This is a genomic window from Aromatoleum sp. (assembly GCF_035254505.1).
Taxonomy (GTDB): domain Bacteria; phylum Pseudomonadota; class Gammaproteobacteria; order Burkholderiales; family Rhodocyclaceae; genus Aromatoleum.
Genome location: NZ_DATFAO010000017.1, coordinates 231,198 through 244,369, shown reverse-complemented (window position 1 = coordinate 244,369; position 13,172 = coordinate 231,198). Strand labels below are relative to the sequence as shown.

Annotated in this window: 12 protein-coding genes; 5 read left to right on the top strand and 7 right to left on the bottom strand. The window is 65.3% G+C overall.

Going from position 1 to position 13,172, the window contains the following annotated elements:
- Positions 1 to 16: 16 nt before the first annotated feature.
- Positions 17 to 433 (top strand): cupin domain-containing protein, encoded by a 417-nt coding sequence (locus VJ673_RS03530; RefSeq protein ID WP_324124647.1) that lies wholly within the window; start codon positions 17 to 19, stop codon positions 431 to 433.
- Here VJ673_RS03530 and VJ673_RS03525 read toward each other — a convergent pair whose 3' ends face one another.
- The 7 genes from VJ673_RS03525 to VJ673_RS03495 form a co-directional block, all read right to left on the bottom strand.
- Entirely contained in the window at positions 434 to 1,366 is a 933-nt protein-coding gene (locus VJ673_RS03525; RefSeq protein ID WP_324124646.1) for a carbohydrate kinase family protein, read from the bottom strand. It lies immediately after the preceding gene.
- A 151-nt stretch (positions 1,367 to 1,517) separates the two neighbouring features.
- Complete coding sequence (locus VJ673_RS03520) at positions 1,518 to 2,450, bottom strand: ABC transporter substrate-binding protein (RefSeq protein WP_324124645.1); 933 nt, start codon at positions 2,448 to 2,450, stop codon at positions 1,518 to 1,520.
- Between the two features lie 104 nt (positions 2,451 to 2,554).
- Positions 2,555 to 3,577, bottom strand: coding sequence for an ABC transporter permease subunit (locus VJ673_RS03515; RefSeq protein ID WP_324124644.1), 1,023 nt, complete (start codon positions 3,575 to 3,577; stop codon positions 2,555 to 2,557).
- A 53-nt stretch (positions 3,578 to 3,630) separates the two neighbouring features.
- Entirely contained in the window at positions 3,631 to 5,178 is a 1,548-nt protein-coding gene (locus tag VJ673_RS03510) for a sugar ABC transporter ATP-binding protein (RefSeq protein WP_324124643.1), read from the bottom strand.
- Positions 5,168 to 6,415: an ROK family transcriptional regulator gene (locus VJ673_RS03505; protein WP_324124642.1), complete on the bottom strand. Its 1,248-nt coding sequence runs from the start codon at positions 6,413 to 6,415 to the stop codon at positions 5,168 to 5,170. Before VJ673_RS03505 ends, VJ673_RS03510 begins: the two co-directional genes overlap by 11 nt.
- Positions 6,416 to 6,542: 127 nt before the next feature.
- Positions 6,543 to 7,721, bottom strand: a complete 1,179-nt coding sequence (locus VJ673_RS03500; RefSeq protein ID WP_324124641.1) for a sensor domain-containing phosphodiesterase — start codon at positions 7,719 to 7,721, stop codon at positions 6,543 to 6,545.
- 81 nt (positions 7,722 to 7,802) lie between these two features.
- Entirely contained in the window at positions 7,803 to 8,729 is a 927-nt protein-coding gene (locus VJ673_RS03495) for a LysR family transcriptional regulator (RefSeq protein WP_324124640.1), read from the bottom strand.
- A 163-nt stretch (positions 8,730 to 8,892) separates the two neighbouring features.
- On the opposite strand from VJ673_RS03495, the gene VJ673_RS03490 reads away from it, so the two are divergent.
- From VJ673_RS03490 to VJ673_RS03475, 4 genes are all read left to right on the top strand, one after another.
- The gene (locus VJ673_RS03490; RefSeq protein WP_324124639.1) at positions 8,893 to 10,023 is read left to right on the top strand and encodes an alkene reductase; all 1,131 of its coding nucleotides are present in this window, start codon (positions 8,893 to 8,895) and stop codon (positions 10,021 to 10,023) included.
- A 131-nt stretch (positions 10,024 to 10,154) separates the two neighbouring features.
- Positions 10,155 to 11,243 (top strand): GGDEF domain-containing protein, encoded by a 1,089-nt coding sequence (locus VJ673_RS03485; RefSeq protein ID WP_324124638.1) that lies wholly within the window; start codon positions 10,155 to 10,157, stop codon positions 11,241 to 11,243.
- A gap of 152 nt (positions 11,244 to 11,395) precedes the next feature.
- Positions 11,396 to 11,863, top strand: coding sequence for a phasin family protein (locus VJ673_RS03480; protein ID WP_324124637.1), 468 nt, complete (start codon positions 11,396 to 11,398; stop codon positions 11,861 to 11,863).
- A 199-nt stretch (positions 11,864 to 12,062) separates the two neighbouring features.
- Positions 12,063 to 13,025, top strand: a complete 963-nt coding sequence (locus VJ673_RS03475; RefSeq protein ID WP_324124636.1) for an MBL fold metallo-hydrolase — start codon at positions 12,063 to 12,065, stop codon at positions 13,023 to 13,025.
- The last annotated feature ends 147 nt before the right edge of the window (positions 13,026 to 13,172 follow it).

The window sequence follows — 13,172 nt, the reverse complement described above, 5'->3', positions numbered from 1 at the left end:
TGAAGGAGGGCTCGTCATGACTGCAACGACGGAATCGGCTTTCGGCCGTGTAGTTCACGCAGCGGACAGTTACGTGAGCAAGCAGGGATCGACCTATGCGCCGGGAATCAGCGCCGAGACGGTAGGCTCCAAGGTCGTGTTCCTCGGCATCGTCACGCTCCCGCCCGAGGGCCGCACCAGGGCGCACGTCCACGCGTTCCACGAATCGGCCTTCTACCTGATGAGCGGCGAGGAGGTCGAACTGTGTACGGGGAGCCGACTCGAACACCGCGAGATCGCGCGCCCCGGCGACTATCTCTTCATCCCTGCCAACGTCCCGCACGTGGCCGTGAATCGCGGCAAGACGCCGGCAGTGTTCGTCGGGGTCCGCAACGAACCGACCGCGCAGGAGAGCGTGGTGATGATGCCGGAGCTCGACGAACTGGTGCCGTGATCAGGCTTCGGCGAGCTCGGCGCGGCGCGGCATGTCGGCGCCGCGCCGCGAGCAGGTAATTGCTGCCGCCCGTGCAGCGAAGTCGAGGAGGCGGGTGAGGGCTCGGGTGTCCATTTGCGCCAGCGACGCCGGCGTAAGCTGATCCGTTTCGGCGAGATGCGACAGCATCGCCGCCTGGAAGGTGTCACCGGCACCGACCGTGTCGATCGCAGCGATGCGCGGAGCGGCCACGTTGGCGCGTCCGAGTGCATTCCAGGCGGTCGCTCCATCGGCACCGCGCGTGACGACGACGAGCTTTGCGCCGGCGTCGAGCCATCGCGCGGCAAGCGCCGGCTCGTCGACATCCCCGTACAGCAGGTGCAGGTCCTCGTCGCTGATCTTCACGAGGTGTGCGAGGCCTGCGAGGGTGTCCGCGCGCTCGTGCCAGCGTTCGAGCGAGGGCTCGACGTTGAGACGCACGTTGGGGTCGTAGGCGATCAGACGCCGATCGCGCTCGCGCCGCAGCAGGGTTTCGAGTGCGCTCGCGACGGGCTCGACGGCGGTCGCGTAAGAGCCGACGTGGATCGCGCGGAACTCGTCGCCGAGCTCCGGCAATTGCGCCGCCGACAACAGGCGGTCGGCGGCACCGTTGCCGTAGAAGGCATAGTGCGGTACACCGGCGGCGTCGAGTTCGACCATGCCGAGCGTGGTCGGCGCGTCGAAGCGCGGGCAAGGCGCGGTATCCACCCCCTCGCGAGTGAGCGTCCGCACGAGCCGGTCGCCGAGCATGTCCTTTGCGATCCCGCTCATGAACGCCACCGGCTGACCGAGGCGCGCGAGTCCGATGGCGACATTGAAAGGCGAGCCGCCGGGGCGTGCATCCAGATGCAGGGCGTTATCGGTTTCGGAACCGATGAAGACGTCGAACAGGGCTTCACCGCAGACTAGGAACATGATCGGGAACTGTCTCGAAGGGAGTGGGCAGCGGGCGAGGTCGTTGGCACCTCGCCCTCATATACATCATCGGTTCGGCCTGAGCCTATCGAAGGGCAACACAAACCTCTCCGACAGGCTCAGTCCGAACGGTCGTCGTCAATCGACGCGGTCAGCGCGGCGAGGACCAGCCCTTGTAGCCGGACACATTGTCGCGCGTGACGAGCGTCGAGGGGATCAGCACCGTCGGGTTCGCGGGTTTCTTCCCGTTGAGCACGTCGTTGCCGATGACGACCGCCTGCTGCGCCATCGCCCACGGATCCTGGCTCGCCGAGGCTTCGACCAGGGTGTCGGCCTTCAGCGCGGTCTCGATGTCCGGCGCGCCGTCGACCGACGTGATCACGATACCCTTGCGCTTCAACTGACGCGCGGCGAGGTCGGTGCCGATCGCCTGCGGATCGTTGATCGTGAAGACCGCGTCGAGCTTCGGGAAGCGCGTCAGGTGGCCGAGCATCACGTTCATGCCGCCTTCGCGCGAGCCCTTGCCGTCCTGGTCGTCGGAGAGCACCTTGATGCCGGGGGTCGCGCTCAGCACGGACTTGCAGCCCTTCACCCGATCGACGACGGCCGACACCTGCGGCCCGTTCTGGATGACGACGTTGCCCTGGCCGTTCAGGCGCTTGACGATGTGCTCGCAGGCGAGCTTGCCGGCCTGGACGTTGTCGGTCTGCACGGTCGCATCGGCGCCCGCAGCGGCGACGTCCACCGCGACGACCGCGATGCCGGCCTTCTGCGCCTTCTTCACGGCGGGTTCGATCGCCTTAGGATCCGCGGCGTTCAGCAGGATCAGGTCGACGCCGGCCGAGATGAAGTTGTCGATCTGGGTGAACTGCTTGTTCAGGTCGTAGTCGGCCGACGCGGTGATCACCTTCGCGTTCGGGTACAGCTCCTTGACCTTCGCCTCGGCGCCCTTGGCGATCGTGACGAAGAAGGGGTTGCCGAGCGAACCGACGGTGACGCCGACGGACTTGATCTCGCGAGCCTGGGCGGCGCCGGTGACGAGGGCCAGCGCGACGCCGGCGACGAGTGCCTTGCGGTGGAACATGGGGAGTCTCCTGGATCCGGCCTTGTGTGTCGCCGCGCCCCGGGGCCGGAATCCGGGGGCGGCTTGATCTGAAGCGTTGGGGGTGGGGGTGAAGCTCGGACGCGTCAGGTCCGTGCGCCGCTCTGACGGTAGCGGTCGAGCGCGACCGCGCCGATGATCACGAGGCCCTTGATGATGTATTGCCAGATGTCCGAGACGCCGAGCAGCACGAGGCCGTTGGTCAGCACAGCGATGATCAGCGCGCCGATCAGCGTTCCGACGATCGAGCCGACGCCGCCGACGAAGCTCGTGCCGCCGAGAATCACCGCGGCGATCGCGTCGAGCTCGTAGGACTGGCCGAGTTGCAAACCGTTGGCGGCCAAGAGGCGCGCCGAGGTCATCACCGCACCGAGGCCGGCCAAGAGGCCCGACATGGCATAGACGAAGAGCAGCACCTTCCACACCTTGATGCCCGACAGGCGCGCCGCCTCAGGGTTGCTACCGACCGAGTAGATGTGCAGGCCGAGCACCGTGCGGCGCAGGATGAACCACGAACCGACGATCACGGCAGCCGCGATCCAGACGAGCCAGGGCACGCCCAGCAGGTTGTCGTTGCCGATGAAGGCGAAGGGCAGGTCGGGGTTGAAGACGGTCTGGTCGTTGCCGATCAGGCGTGCAATGCCGCGCACGGCCGTCAGCGCGCCGAGCGTGACGATGAAGGGCGGCAGCCGGGCGAAGGCGACGAGTCCGCCGTTGAGCAGGCCGAACGCGAGGCCCGCGCCGAGCCCGGCGAGGATGCCGAGCACGCCGCCGCCGGGGATCGTCGAGGTCATCACGGCGAGCACCGCCGCAACCGCGAGCACGGACCCGACCGAGAGGTCGATGCCGGCCGTCAGGATCACGAAAGTCATCCCGGCCGCGAGCACGATGTTGATCGAGGCCTGCTGCGCGATGATCGAGATGTTCTGCGCGGTCATGAAGCCGTCGGCCAACGTTGCGAAGCCTGCGGCGAGCAGCACCAGCACCGGCAGCATGCCGACCGCGCGCATCAGGGCCTGGAAGCGTTCGCGCGGTGTCTGTTGCACCGTCGGGCGCGCCATCGCCGATGCGGCGAGGGACGAGGGGGTCGGGGCGTGCGAATGGCTCATTGTCTTCTCCATGGTGTCTTTCCTGCTCTTTCTCTTGTATGGGGCAGTGCCGCTCAGGCGGCCCGCGGCAGGGTGTGGGGGCTGGCGCCGGTGGCCAGTTCGATGATGGCTTCCTGGGTGATCGGCGCGCCGCTGTAGCCGCCGAGTTCGCCGACGAGTTCGCCTTCGCGCATCACGAGCACGCGATCGGCGGTGCCGACGACCTCGGGAAGCTCGCTCGAAATCACGATCACGCCGACGCCGCGGTTGGCGAGGTCGTTGATGATCCGGTAGATCTCGGACTTGGCGCCGATATCGACGCCGCGCGTCGGTTCGTCGAGGATCAGCACACGCGGCTTGATCTCCAGCAGGCGCGACAGCAACACCTTCTGCTGGTTACCGCCGGAGAGCGAGCCGACGTTGACGCGCGCGTTCGGCACGCGGATCGCGAGGTCACGGATCGCGGCCTTGGCCCGCTCGCGCGCCTTGCCGAGGTTCAGCATGCCGCCGGGGCGGGCGTCGTCCGAGCAGGCGCAGACGTTGATGTTGTCGCGCACGCTCATGTCGAGGAAGAGGCCGCGGCCCTTGCGATCTTCGGTCAGATAGACGACGCCCGCGCGAATCGCGTCGAGCGGCGTCTTAAGGCGCACCGGGACGCCGTCGACGACGAGCTCGCCGCCGGTGCGCTCGTCCGCGCCGAAGACCAGGCGCGCGAGCTCGGTACGCCCCGCGCCGACGAGGCCGGCGATACCGAGCACTTCGCCTGCGTGCAGATCGAAGCTGCAGCCGCGCACCCGGCCGGCGTCGCGCATGTTGCGCACCGACATCACGACCGCGCCAGGCTCATAAGGTTTGTGATCCTTCTTGTAGAAGCCCGACAGGTCGCGGCCGACCATCATCTGCACGAGCGATTCGGCCGACAGTTCGGCACGGTCGAGCGTGCCGACATAGGTGCCGTCGCGCAGCACCGACACGCAATCCGACAGCTCATAGATCTCGGCCATGCGATGGCTCACGTAGACGATCGCGAGGCCGTCGGCGCGGAGCTGACGGATGAGCTCGAAAAGTTTGTCCGTTTCACGCGAGGAGAGCGGCGTCGTGGGCTCGTCCATCACGAGGATGCGTGCGTTGGCATGGATCGCGCGAGCGATCTCGACGAGCTGGCGTTCGGCGATCGACAGGTCGGAGACGAGCGTACGCGGGCCGAAGGTGGCGCCCAGCCGCGCGAGGATGTCTGCACAGCCGGCCTCCATCGCGTGCCGATCAACGCGACCGCCGTGGGTGAGTTCGCGCCCGAGATAGATGTTCTCGGCGACCGTCAGGCTGGCGCACAGCGTGAGTTCCTGGTAGATCACCGCGACGCCGAGCGCCTTCGCCGACAGCGGGCCGTCGATCACGACCGGCTGGCCGTCGATACGGATCTCGCCGCCCTCGTCGGCGGTGTAGGCACCGGACAGGATCTTCATTAGCGTCGACTTGCCCGCGCCGTTCTCGCCCATCAGCGAATGGACTTCGCCGGGGTAGAGCGTGAGCGAGACGTCGCGTAGCGCGCGCACGCCGGGAAAGGTCTTCGAGATGCCGCGCATTTCGAGCACGGGGCGGCGGGTGGTGTCATTCGCCATCGCGCATTTCCTCCGTCGATTTGGCACCGCCACCGAGCAACTCGGCGCGCGGGGAGAAGCTGAAGAACATCGGCAGGCTGGCTGCCCCAATCGCACCGGCGTCGGAACCGAATGAACCGCGCACCAACTCGGGCACACCCCGCGCTTCGGGCGCCGTGTCGGCGAGCGATTGCGCGAGCCGCTTGCGCAGCAGATCGACGAGGCCGGCATCGACGTCCGCGTCGAACACGACCACCGGCACGTCGAGCATGCACAGCGCCGAGCGAACGGCCGGGGTCAGCGCGTCGATGCAGTCCTCGACCCATTCCTCGACCGCCGGGTGGTGGGCGCGGATGTGGCGTTCGAGGTCCGCGTGGCAGCTCACCTCGACGCCCGAATGGCGCAGGTGGCGGCCCAACGCGTTGAGCGAGGCGCGCGACAGCAACAGGTCCCACTTGCCCTTGGGCGCCTGGGCCGAAGCCAGGCGGCTCGGCGGCACCGGCATCACCGCGATGTCGCCCGCGTTGCCGGTGACACCGCGCAGGCAGTCGCCGTTGAGCGCGACGCCGCAACCGATGACCGGGCCCATGAAGATGTAGATGAAGTCGTCGAACTCGCGGCCGCAGCCGTAGAACAGCTCGGCGATCGCAGCCGCGTTGCCGTCGTTCTCGCTGAACACCGGGAGTCCCGTCGCCTCGCCGAGTTCGAAGGCGAAATCGACGTCGTCCCACGCACGGAAGTCCGGATTCACGAGGTTCAGCTCGCGCAGCCAGGCACCGAGGTTGAACGGTTGCGCGACGCCGATCCCGGCGAGCCGCTCTTGTTCGTCCGGCGTGATCGCCTTGAGCACCTCTTCGATATCGTCGAGCACGAGTTGCAGCGTCTCATCCGGCGAGGGCAGGGTGCCTTCATGGACGCGGCGGGCGAGGATCTGACCGCCGAAGTCGAGCAGCGCCGTCTCGATCGAATCGCGGTCGAGACGCACCCCGATGCCGAAAGCGCCTTTCGGGTTCAGGTCGATCAGGGTCGCCGGCTGGCCGCGCTGGCCCTCGGTGCGACGACCCGTGTAGACGATCAGTTCGCTCTCTTCGAGCGACTGGATGATGCCGCCGATCGCGGTGCTGGTGAGGTGGGTCCGGCGGGCGAGGTCGGCCTTCGAGGCCTCCCCGGAACGACGCAACACCTGCAACAGCAGGCGTTCGTTGTAGCGCCGCAGCCGCACGGAGTTGCGGCCGCGCCCAATGCGGGCAATTGCCATGTTCGTCTCCTCGGTCGCCCCTATTCGCGGGGTTTATTATTAAATCAAGTTGGTTTATTTAATAACGCGAGGAACAGGATGTCAAGGACGAGTTGCACCGAAAGATGAATCGGGGAAGGAAGGCCTCTTAGTGCAACAGCGCATCGAGCGGCTGCGGACGGCCCAGCAAGAAGCCTTGAGCCTTGTTCACCCTCAGTCTCTGCAGGGTTCGCAGCTCCGCCTCCGTCTCGACGCCTTCGGCAACGACCTTGCTGCCCGTTTCGTTGGCGAACCAGATCAACGCCACTGCCAGGGCCTGCGAGCCCGGGTCCGAGTCGATTTTCTGGATCAGGCTCATGTCGAGCTTGATGATGTCCGGCTTGAGCCGCAGGATGTGACGGAAGCTCGAGTATCCGGCGCCCGCATCGTCGATGGCGAGCCGCAATCCGCGTGAGCGCAGCGGTCTGAGCACACCTTCCAGCGTTTCATAATCCGCCACCGAAGCGTGCTCCGTGACTTCCAGAACCAGGCGATCGAGGGGAAAGCCGTCGAAGACGCCGTCAACCGAGCCCCGAACGACCGTTTGCGGAGAAATGTTGAGCGACAGATAGCACTCGACCTGCAGACGCTGGAGCCCTTGCAGCGCCTTCCTGATCGCCGCCAATTCGAGCTCCGTTTGCAGGCCGACCTCGCCGGCTTCATTGAACCACTTGTCCGGCGTTCGCACTGGTTCGCCTGAAAAGCGCGCCAGTGCTTCATACCCGACCACCGCCGACTCGGCGACCCTGAAGATCGGCTGATAGACGATCGAAAATTGCTCGTGTTCCAATACATCGCGGATACGGGCCACGGTCTCGTCGTGCGCGCGCTCTTCGACGACCTGCCGTTCAAGGATGCCGCGGGTGACGTCGGCGAAGAGCCGCATCGTCCTGATATCGCGGTCGTTCAGCGACTCATCCGGACGAGTACTGAAACAGCAGAAGGTCCCATACACCCGCCCGTCGCTGAAGACGATCGGCACGCTGAGGTGCGCACCGACGGGCAAAGCCTCGGTAACCGGGAGCGCGAGCGCTTCCGGTAGCTTTCTGGCATCGCGGATCAGCTCCGGCAGACGTCCATCGACGACGCGCTGGCAGTAGCTTTCCTCCAAAGGATCCGACCCGCCGACCGGCAGCTCGATCGATCCGGGCTCGGCGTCGACATAGCGGAATACTCGCCGCCCATCGGCAAATTCAGAGACGAACGCCACCTGCATTCCGAGCAGGTTTCGAACGGATTGCAGGGTCTCCTGCAGGATTTCTTTCGAAGAGCGAGTGTCGGTCATCATGGCCTCGCCTAGGGCTTATGCAATTCTTATATCCCGGCATTGGCATATGACATTTAACGCAGATTCAAGTTCCGCATCCGCTCAGATTCGTTCGGCATCGAGCATCTGCGCGATATCCGGATCCTGGCTGAAGGCCTCGGCGAAGAAATCGACGAAACAGTTGATTTTGAGCGACGGCCGGCGAGCGGGCTGGAATACCACGTTCAAGGGCAAGGAGGGCGGCCGGAAATCCGTCATGACGCGCCTTACGCGGCCGGCACGAATCTCGTCGCCGAAGACCCAGAGCGGCGAGTACGAGACGCCGAGCCCCGAGCACACGGCTTCGCGAATGGCCTCCGAGCTGTTCGTCTGGAAATTGCCGTCGATGCGGACGCTGTGCGCCTTGTCCTCCGTATCAAGATAGGTCCATTCGTTCATCGTCGCGAGGCCGGTGTAGATCAGGCAGTTATGCGCGAGCAGGTCGTCGGGTTTGCAGGGCTCGCCATGCCGTTCGATATAGGCCGGGGAGGCCAGGGTCGCGCGATGGGCCCTGCCGATGCGTCGGGCGACGAGCCGGCTGTCCTTCAATTCGCCGACGCGGAAGGCGAGATCGGCGCCGGCAACGACGAGATCCACGAAGCTGTCGTCGAGTTGCAGATCGACCTTGAGGCGCGGATGTCGCGCGTAGAACGCAGGCAGGCGAGGCACGATGTGCAGGCGGCCGAAGGCGGCAGGAGCCGCCACACGCAGCACTCCGGAGATTTCACGGTCGGCGCGATGGACCTCGATGCGCGCCTCCTCTAGCGTGTCGAGCACCTGCTTGCAGCGCTCGTAGTAAAGCTGGCCGGCCTCCGTGAGCGAATGGCTGCGCGTCGAGCGGCTCAGCAAGGGCACGCCCACCAGCGCTTCGAGCGCCTGCACCTGCTTGCTGATTGCGGACTGCGTCGTGCGCGACTCGCGCGCCACCGCGGAAAAGTTGCCGGTCTCGACGACCCGTACGAAGGTTTCCATCAAACGCAGCCGGTCCATCGTCGTCTCCATCCATTCCAGGCAGGAATAAATACTATCACTCAACAAGACTACTCAAGCCAGCCAGGAATAGTGATAATCCGCCTCAATGCGACCGACATGCCAGAGCACGGGCAGGTCGGCCGAACCTTTCGATCCACTTTTGACCACGGAGTCCGACGACATGAACGCTCCCTTGCCCCACGCCGTCAGCGGCGCAGACAACTTCAAGCTCTTCCAGCCCGGCCGGGTCGGCGACATCGAAGTCGCAAACCGCATCGTGATGGCCCCGCTCACGCGCAGCCGCGCCGACGAAGCGAGCGGCGACATCCCGGGCAGCCCGATGAACATCGAGTACTACCGCCAGCGCAGCAACGCGGGCCTGATCATCTCCGAGGGCACGCAGGTGTCCCCGGTCGGAAAGGGTTACATGGCCACGCCGGGCATCTACTCGGACGCCCAGGTCGAAGGCTGGAAGCCGATTACGCAGGCCGTGCATGAAGCGGGCTCCAAGATTGTTGCGCAGATCTGGCACGTCGGCCGTATCACGCACCCGGATCTGACCGGTGGAGCGCAGCCGGTCGCCCCGTCGGCGGTCAGGCCGAATGTCGTCGCCTATACGCACAACGGCAAGGTCGAAGTGCCCGAACCGCGCGCGCTGAGCGTCGAGGAAATCGCCGGCGTCGTGCAGGAATTCCGCCGTGCGGCGGCGAACGCCATCCGCGCGGGCTTTGACGGCGTCGAGATCCACGGCGCCAACGGCTATCTGGTCGACCAGTTCCTGCGCGACGGCGCGAACCGGCGCACCGACCAATACGGCGGCTCGGTTGAGAACCGCGCGCGCTTTGCGCTGGAGGTCATTGACGCAGTCGTCGCCGAGATCGGGGCGGGCCGCGTCGGCATCCGCCTGTCGCCGGTCACGCCGGCCAACGATCTGTCGGACAGCCATCCGCAGGCGGTCTTCGGCTATCTGGTCGAAGAGCTGAACAAGCGCGGCATCGCCTTCATCCACTTCGTCGAAGGCGCCACCGGCGGCCCGCGCGACGTGCCGGGCTTCGACTTTGCCTGGGCGCGCAAGACCTTCAAGGGCACCTACATCGCGAACAACGGCTACGACCGGGCGATGGCGATCGACGCGGTAGAGTCGGGCAGGGCGGACGCGGTGGCATTCGGACGCCTCTTCATCGCAAATCCGGACCTCGTACAGCGCCTGAAGCACGGCGCGCCGCTCAACACGCCTAACCCGAAAACCTTCTACACGCCGGGAGCGACCGGCTACATCGACTATCCCGTGCTGGATTCGGTAACGGCATAACGCAATTCGGGGAAGGGCGCGCATATTCTGCTAGCGTAAACGCAGTCGTGAGGAGGCTGCGCACGGCCTGCCGCTCCAACCCCGCTCCCGTCGCTTGAAAACGCAGGGGGCATCCGTCAGGGAGAATTGTCATGGCCAATGGGCCCGCGGAAAACTCCTCGGTGCTCCGACGCCTGCTCGCCTTGGCGCGTGATTTCCTGCAAGCCTCCGACCTGCCGGGCGTGCTCGAACTGGCGGGGCAGGCCGTCTCTGAGCTTCTTCGTTCCGACGGCAGCCTTCTCGTCGTTCAGGACGGCGAGCGCGAGTACGTCATCGAACTCGGCAATCGCAAAGGTTTGAGCCCTGCACCGGATTCGTCCGAACTGCTGATCCATGCGCGCAGGGCGATCGCCGACCGCACGCCGATTCTGCTGCCCGAGATGGCCCCGGAGGGGGGGGCGGATGACAAGAAGCTGTCCGCGCCCAGCGTCGCAAGCCTCATCGCGTATCCGTTCCCGCCGGGGAGGCCTCTCGGCGCATTGGTATCGGTCTGGTACCGCCAGGGTCAGCGCGAGGAGCTCGCCCGGCTGATTCCCGCTTTGCGCCTGCTCGGGGAGATCACCGGCGCGGCCCTCGGCAACATCGGCTTCCGGCAGTCTCTCGAAGACCGGATCGTCGCGAAGACGGAGGAGCTCGCGGAAGCGACACGCGTGCATGCCGTCGAACTACTACGACGCGACTCACTCGAGGAGGACATCCACAGGATTGCCGTCACGGACGTGATGACCGGCCTCCTGAACCGCAGGGGATTCTTCCTGCACGCCGAACGCAGCATCAAGCTCGCCCGGCGTCAGCAAGTGCAAGCCGCGCTCGTTTTCGTCGACATCGACGGCCTGAAGACGGCCAACGACACCTATGGTCACGATGTCGGCGACCACCTCATCGAGGATACCGCCCAAATCCTGCAGGACTGCTTTCGCGATGCGGACGTGATCGCCCGCATCGGCGGCGACGAATTCGCGGTGTTCACGATCGACGCGGCGCATCCCGAGGTGCTCCTCGCCCGCATCCGCGATAGCCTCGCAGACTTCGCCGCCCGATCCGATTCGCCCTACCGGATCTCGTTGAGTACCGGCATCGTGGAGTGCGATCCGGCGTCCGAGGCGAGCCTGCTCGATCGCCTCCGGCAGGCCGACCGTCTGATGTATGAACAGAAGCGGAAACCTATTCCGGATTCCTGATTCATGCTTTCGGCAACGAGGTTTCGCGTTACAAAATAAGGATGGACTCGGGGTCTCAAAGGGCCATACTCGATTGAGTCGGCCAGCTCCGATTGTCGAGATGAATTCGTTCTGGATTCTCTGTTGTGCGCGATCACTGAAGAGGAATACCAATGTCTCCCACGCCCCACATGAGTACCGAAAGACGGATCAACCTGCAAGGTATTGATGCCTTCCTGGCATTGTCCCAAGTCTATCTGGACTGCGTCGAACACCTCGCCGAGAGTACCGTCGCCGTGTCCCGCGCAGCGGTAGACGACTGCGTCGCTGCGGCCAAGGCCAGCGTAAGCGGAAACGCAGTGACCGTTCCCGCCGCCGTGGGACAGTCCCTGATCGAAAAGGCGCTTGCGTATAGCCGCGATAGCTATGAAACCGTGACCAACGCGCAGGTTCAGTCGGCTCAGATTCTCGGACGCCAGTTCGGGATGCCCGCGGTTCAACTTCCGTTCTCCGATGAATGGAAGGGGGCTTTCGATGCCTTCACCAAGCCCTGGCGCGATATTTCGAGGACCGCGGAATCGGCGGTCGCCAAGGCGGCCGGCCGGGCGCCGGCATATTCGCCCTCGGGCAAGCCCGTGTAAGACTGCATTTCCGACGTGCCGCGACCACACCGGTCGCGCGTCTCCTCCGTTCATGCATCACCCGATCGCCCGCGGCAACGCGGGCGTTTGCATTTGTGCGTCTCGTGCCTGCACGATTAATCATTGTCGAATCGGTTGACGATAGACGAATCGAAGTCTAGGATTCGCACATCCACCCACCGAACAGAGACCACAAACCATGAGCGCAAAAAAATTCGCCTCGCACGCCGACCTCGAAGAAAAGAAGATCAGCTGGGAAAAGCTCTCCGATAACGCCTATGCCTACACGGCCGAGGGCGACCCGAACACCGGCGTGATCATCGGCGACGACTCGGTGATGATCATCGACGCCACCGCGACGCCCGTCGCCGCGCAGGGCGTGATCGCCAAGGTGCGCGAGATCACCGACAAGCCGATCAAGTACGTCGTGCTGACGCACTACCATGCGGTGCGCGTGCTCGGTGCCTCGGGCTACAAGAGCGAAGGCCTGGAGCAGGTCATCGCAAGCCGCGACACCTGGGACCTCATCGTCGAGCGCGGCCAGCAGGACATGGATTCCGAGATCGGCCGCTTCCCGCGCCTCTTCCAGGCCGTCGAGAGCGTGCCGGGCCTGACCTGGCCGACGATGACCTTCGAAGGCGAGATGACCGTCTGGATGGGCAAGCTCGAAGTGAAGATCAAGCAGCTCGGCCGCGGCCATACGAAGGGCGACACCGTCGTCTATCTGCCGTCGCAGAACATCTGCTTCTCGGGCGACCTCGTCGAAGCGGACGCCGCCTGCTACACCGGCGACGCGTATCTCGCCGACTGGCCGCAGACGCTCGACAGGCTCGCGGCGATGAAATTCGAGACGCTCGTCCCGGGTCGCGGCCCGGCGCTGATCGGCCGCGAAGCGGTCGATTCCGGCCTCGGCTACACCCGCGACTTCGTCTCGACGCTGTACCGCAGCGCGCAGGAAGCGGTCGCGCAGGGCTTCGACCTGAAGGCGACGATGGCGCACACCCGCAAGAACATGGATCCGAAGTTCGGCAAGGTCTTCATCTACGAGCACTGCCTGCCCTTCGACGTGACCCGTGCGCACGACGAGGCAAGCGGCATCCGCGACCCGCGCATCTGGACCGCCGAGCGCGACCAGCAGATGTGGCATTCGCTGCAGGAATGACGCTGCTGGAGCCGTTCGCCCGCTGACGGCTCCAATCCCCGATTTTCATGGCTGAGCGATCAGCCGATCAGAGTCGCACCGTCATCGGTGCAGGACTCCGGGCCGACGCACGCCAAGAGGCTGGCCCGGAATCGTAAAACACATGGA

Excerpts from the sequence above, each read along its gene's own strand:
- VJ673_RS03520 (WP_324124645.1), bottom strand. The coding sequence starts at position 2,450 with ATGTTCCACCGCAAGGCACTCGTCGCCGGCGTCGCGCTGGCCCTCGTC.
- VJ673_RS03500 (WP_324124641.1), bottom strand. The coding sequence starts at position 7,721 with ATGATGACCGACACTCGCTCTTCGAAAGAAATCCTGCAGGAGACCCTG.
- VJ673_RS03525 (WP_324124646.1), bottom strand. The coding sequence starts at position 1,366 with ATGTTCCTAGTCTGCGGTGAAGCCCTGTTCGACGTCTTCATCGGTTCC.
- VJ673_RS03530 (WP_324124647.1), top strand. The coding sequence starts at position 17 with ATGACTGCAACGACGGAATCGGCTTTCGGCCGTGTAGTTCACGCAGCG.
- VJ673_RS03515 (WP_324124644.1), bottom strand. The coding sequence starts at position 3,577 with ATGAGCCATTCGCACGCCCCGACCCCCTCGTCCCTCGCCGCATCGGCG.
- VJ673_RS03475 (WP_324124636.1), top strand. The coding sequence starts at position 12,063 with ATGAGCGCAAAAAAATTCGCCTCGCACGCCGACCTCGAAGAAAAGAAG.
- VJ673_RS03485 (WP_324124638.1), top strand. The coding sequence starts at position 10,155 with ATGGCCAATGGGCCCGCGGAAAACTCCTCGGTGCTCCGACGCCTGCTC.
- VJ673_RS03510 (WP_324124643.1), bottom strand. The coding sequence starts at position 5,178 with ATGGCGAATGACACCACCCGCCGCCCCGTGCTCGAAATGCGCGGCATC.
- VJ673_RS03490 (WP_324124639.1), top strand. The coding sequence starts at position 8,893 with ATGAACGCTCCCTTGCCCCACGCCGTCAGCGGCGCAGACAACTTCAAG.
- VJ673_RS03480 (WP_324124637.1), top strand. The coding sequence starts at position 11,396 with ATGTCTCCCACGCCCCACATGAGTACCGAAAGACGGATCAACCTGCAA.
- VJ673_RS03505 (WP_324124642.1), bottom strand. The coding sequence starts at position 6,415 with ATGGCAATTGCCCGCATTGGGCGCGGCCGCAACTCCGTGCGGCTGCGG.
- VJ673_RS03495 (WP_324124640.1), bottom strand. The coding sequence starts at position 8,729 with ATGGACCGGCTGCGTTTGATGGAAACCTTCGTACGGGTCGTCGAGACC.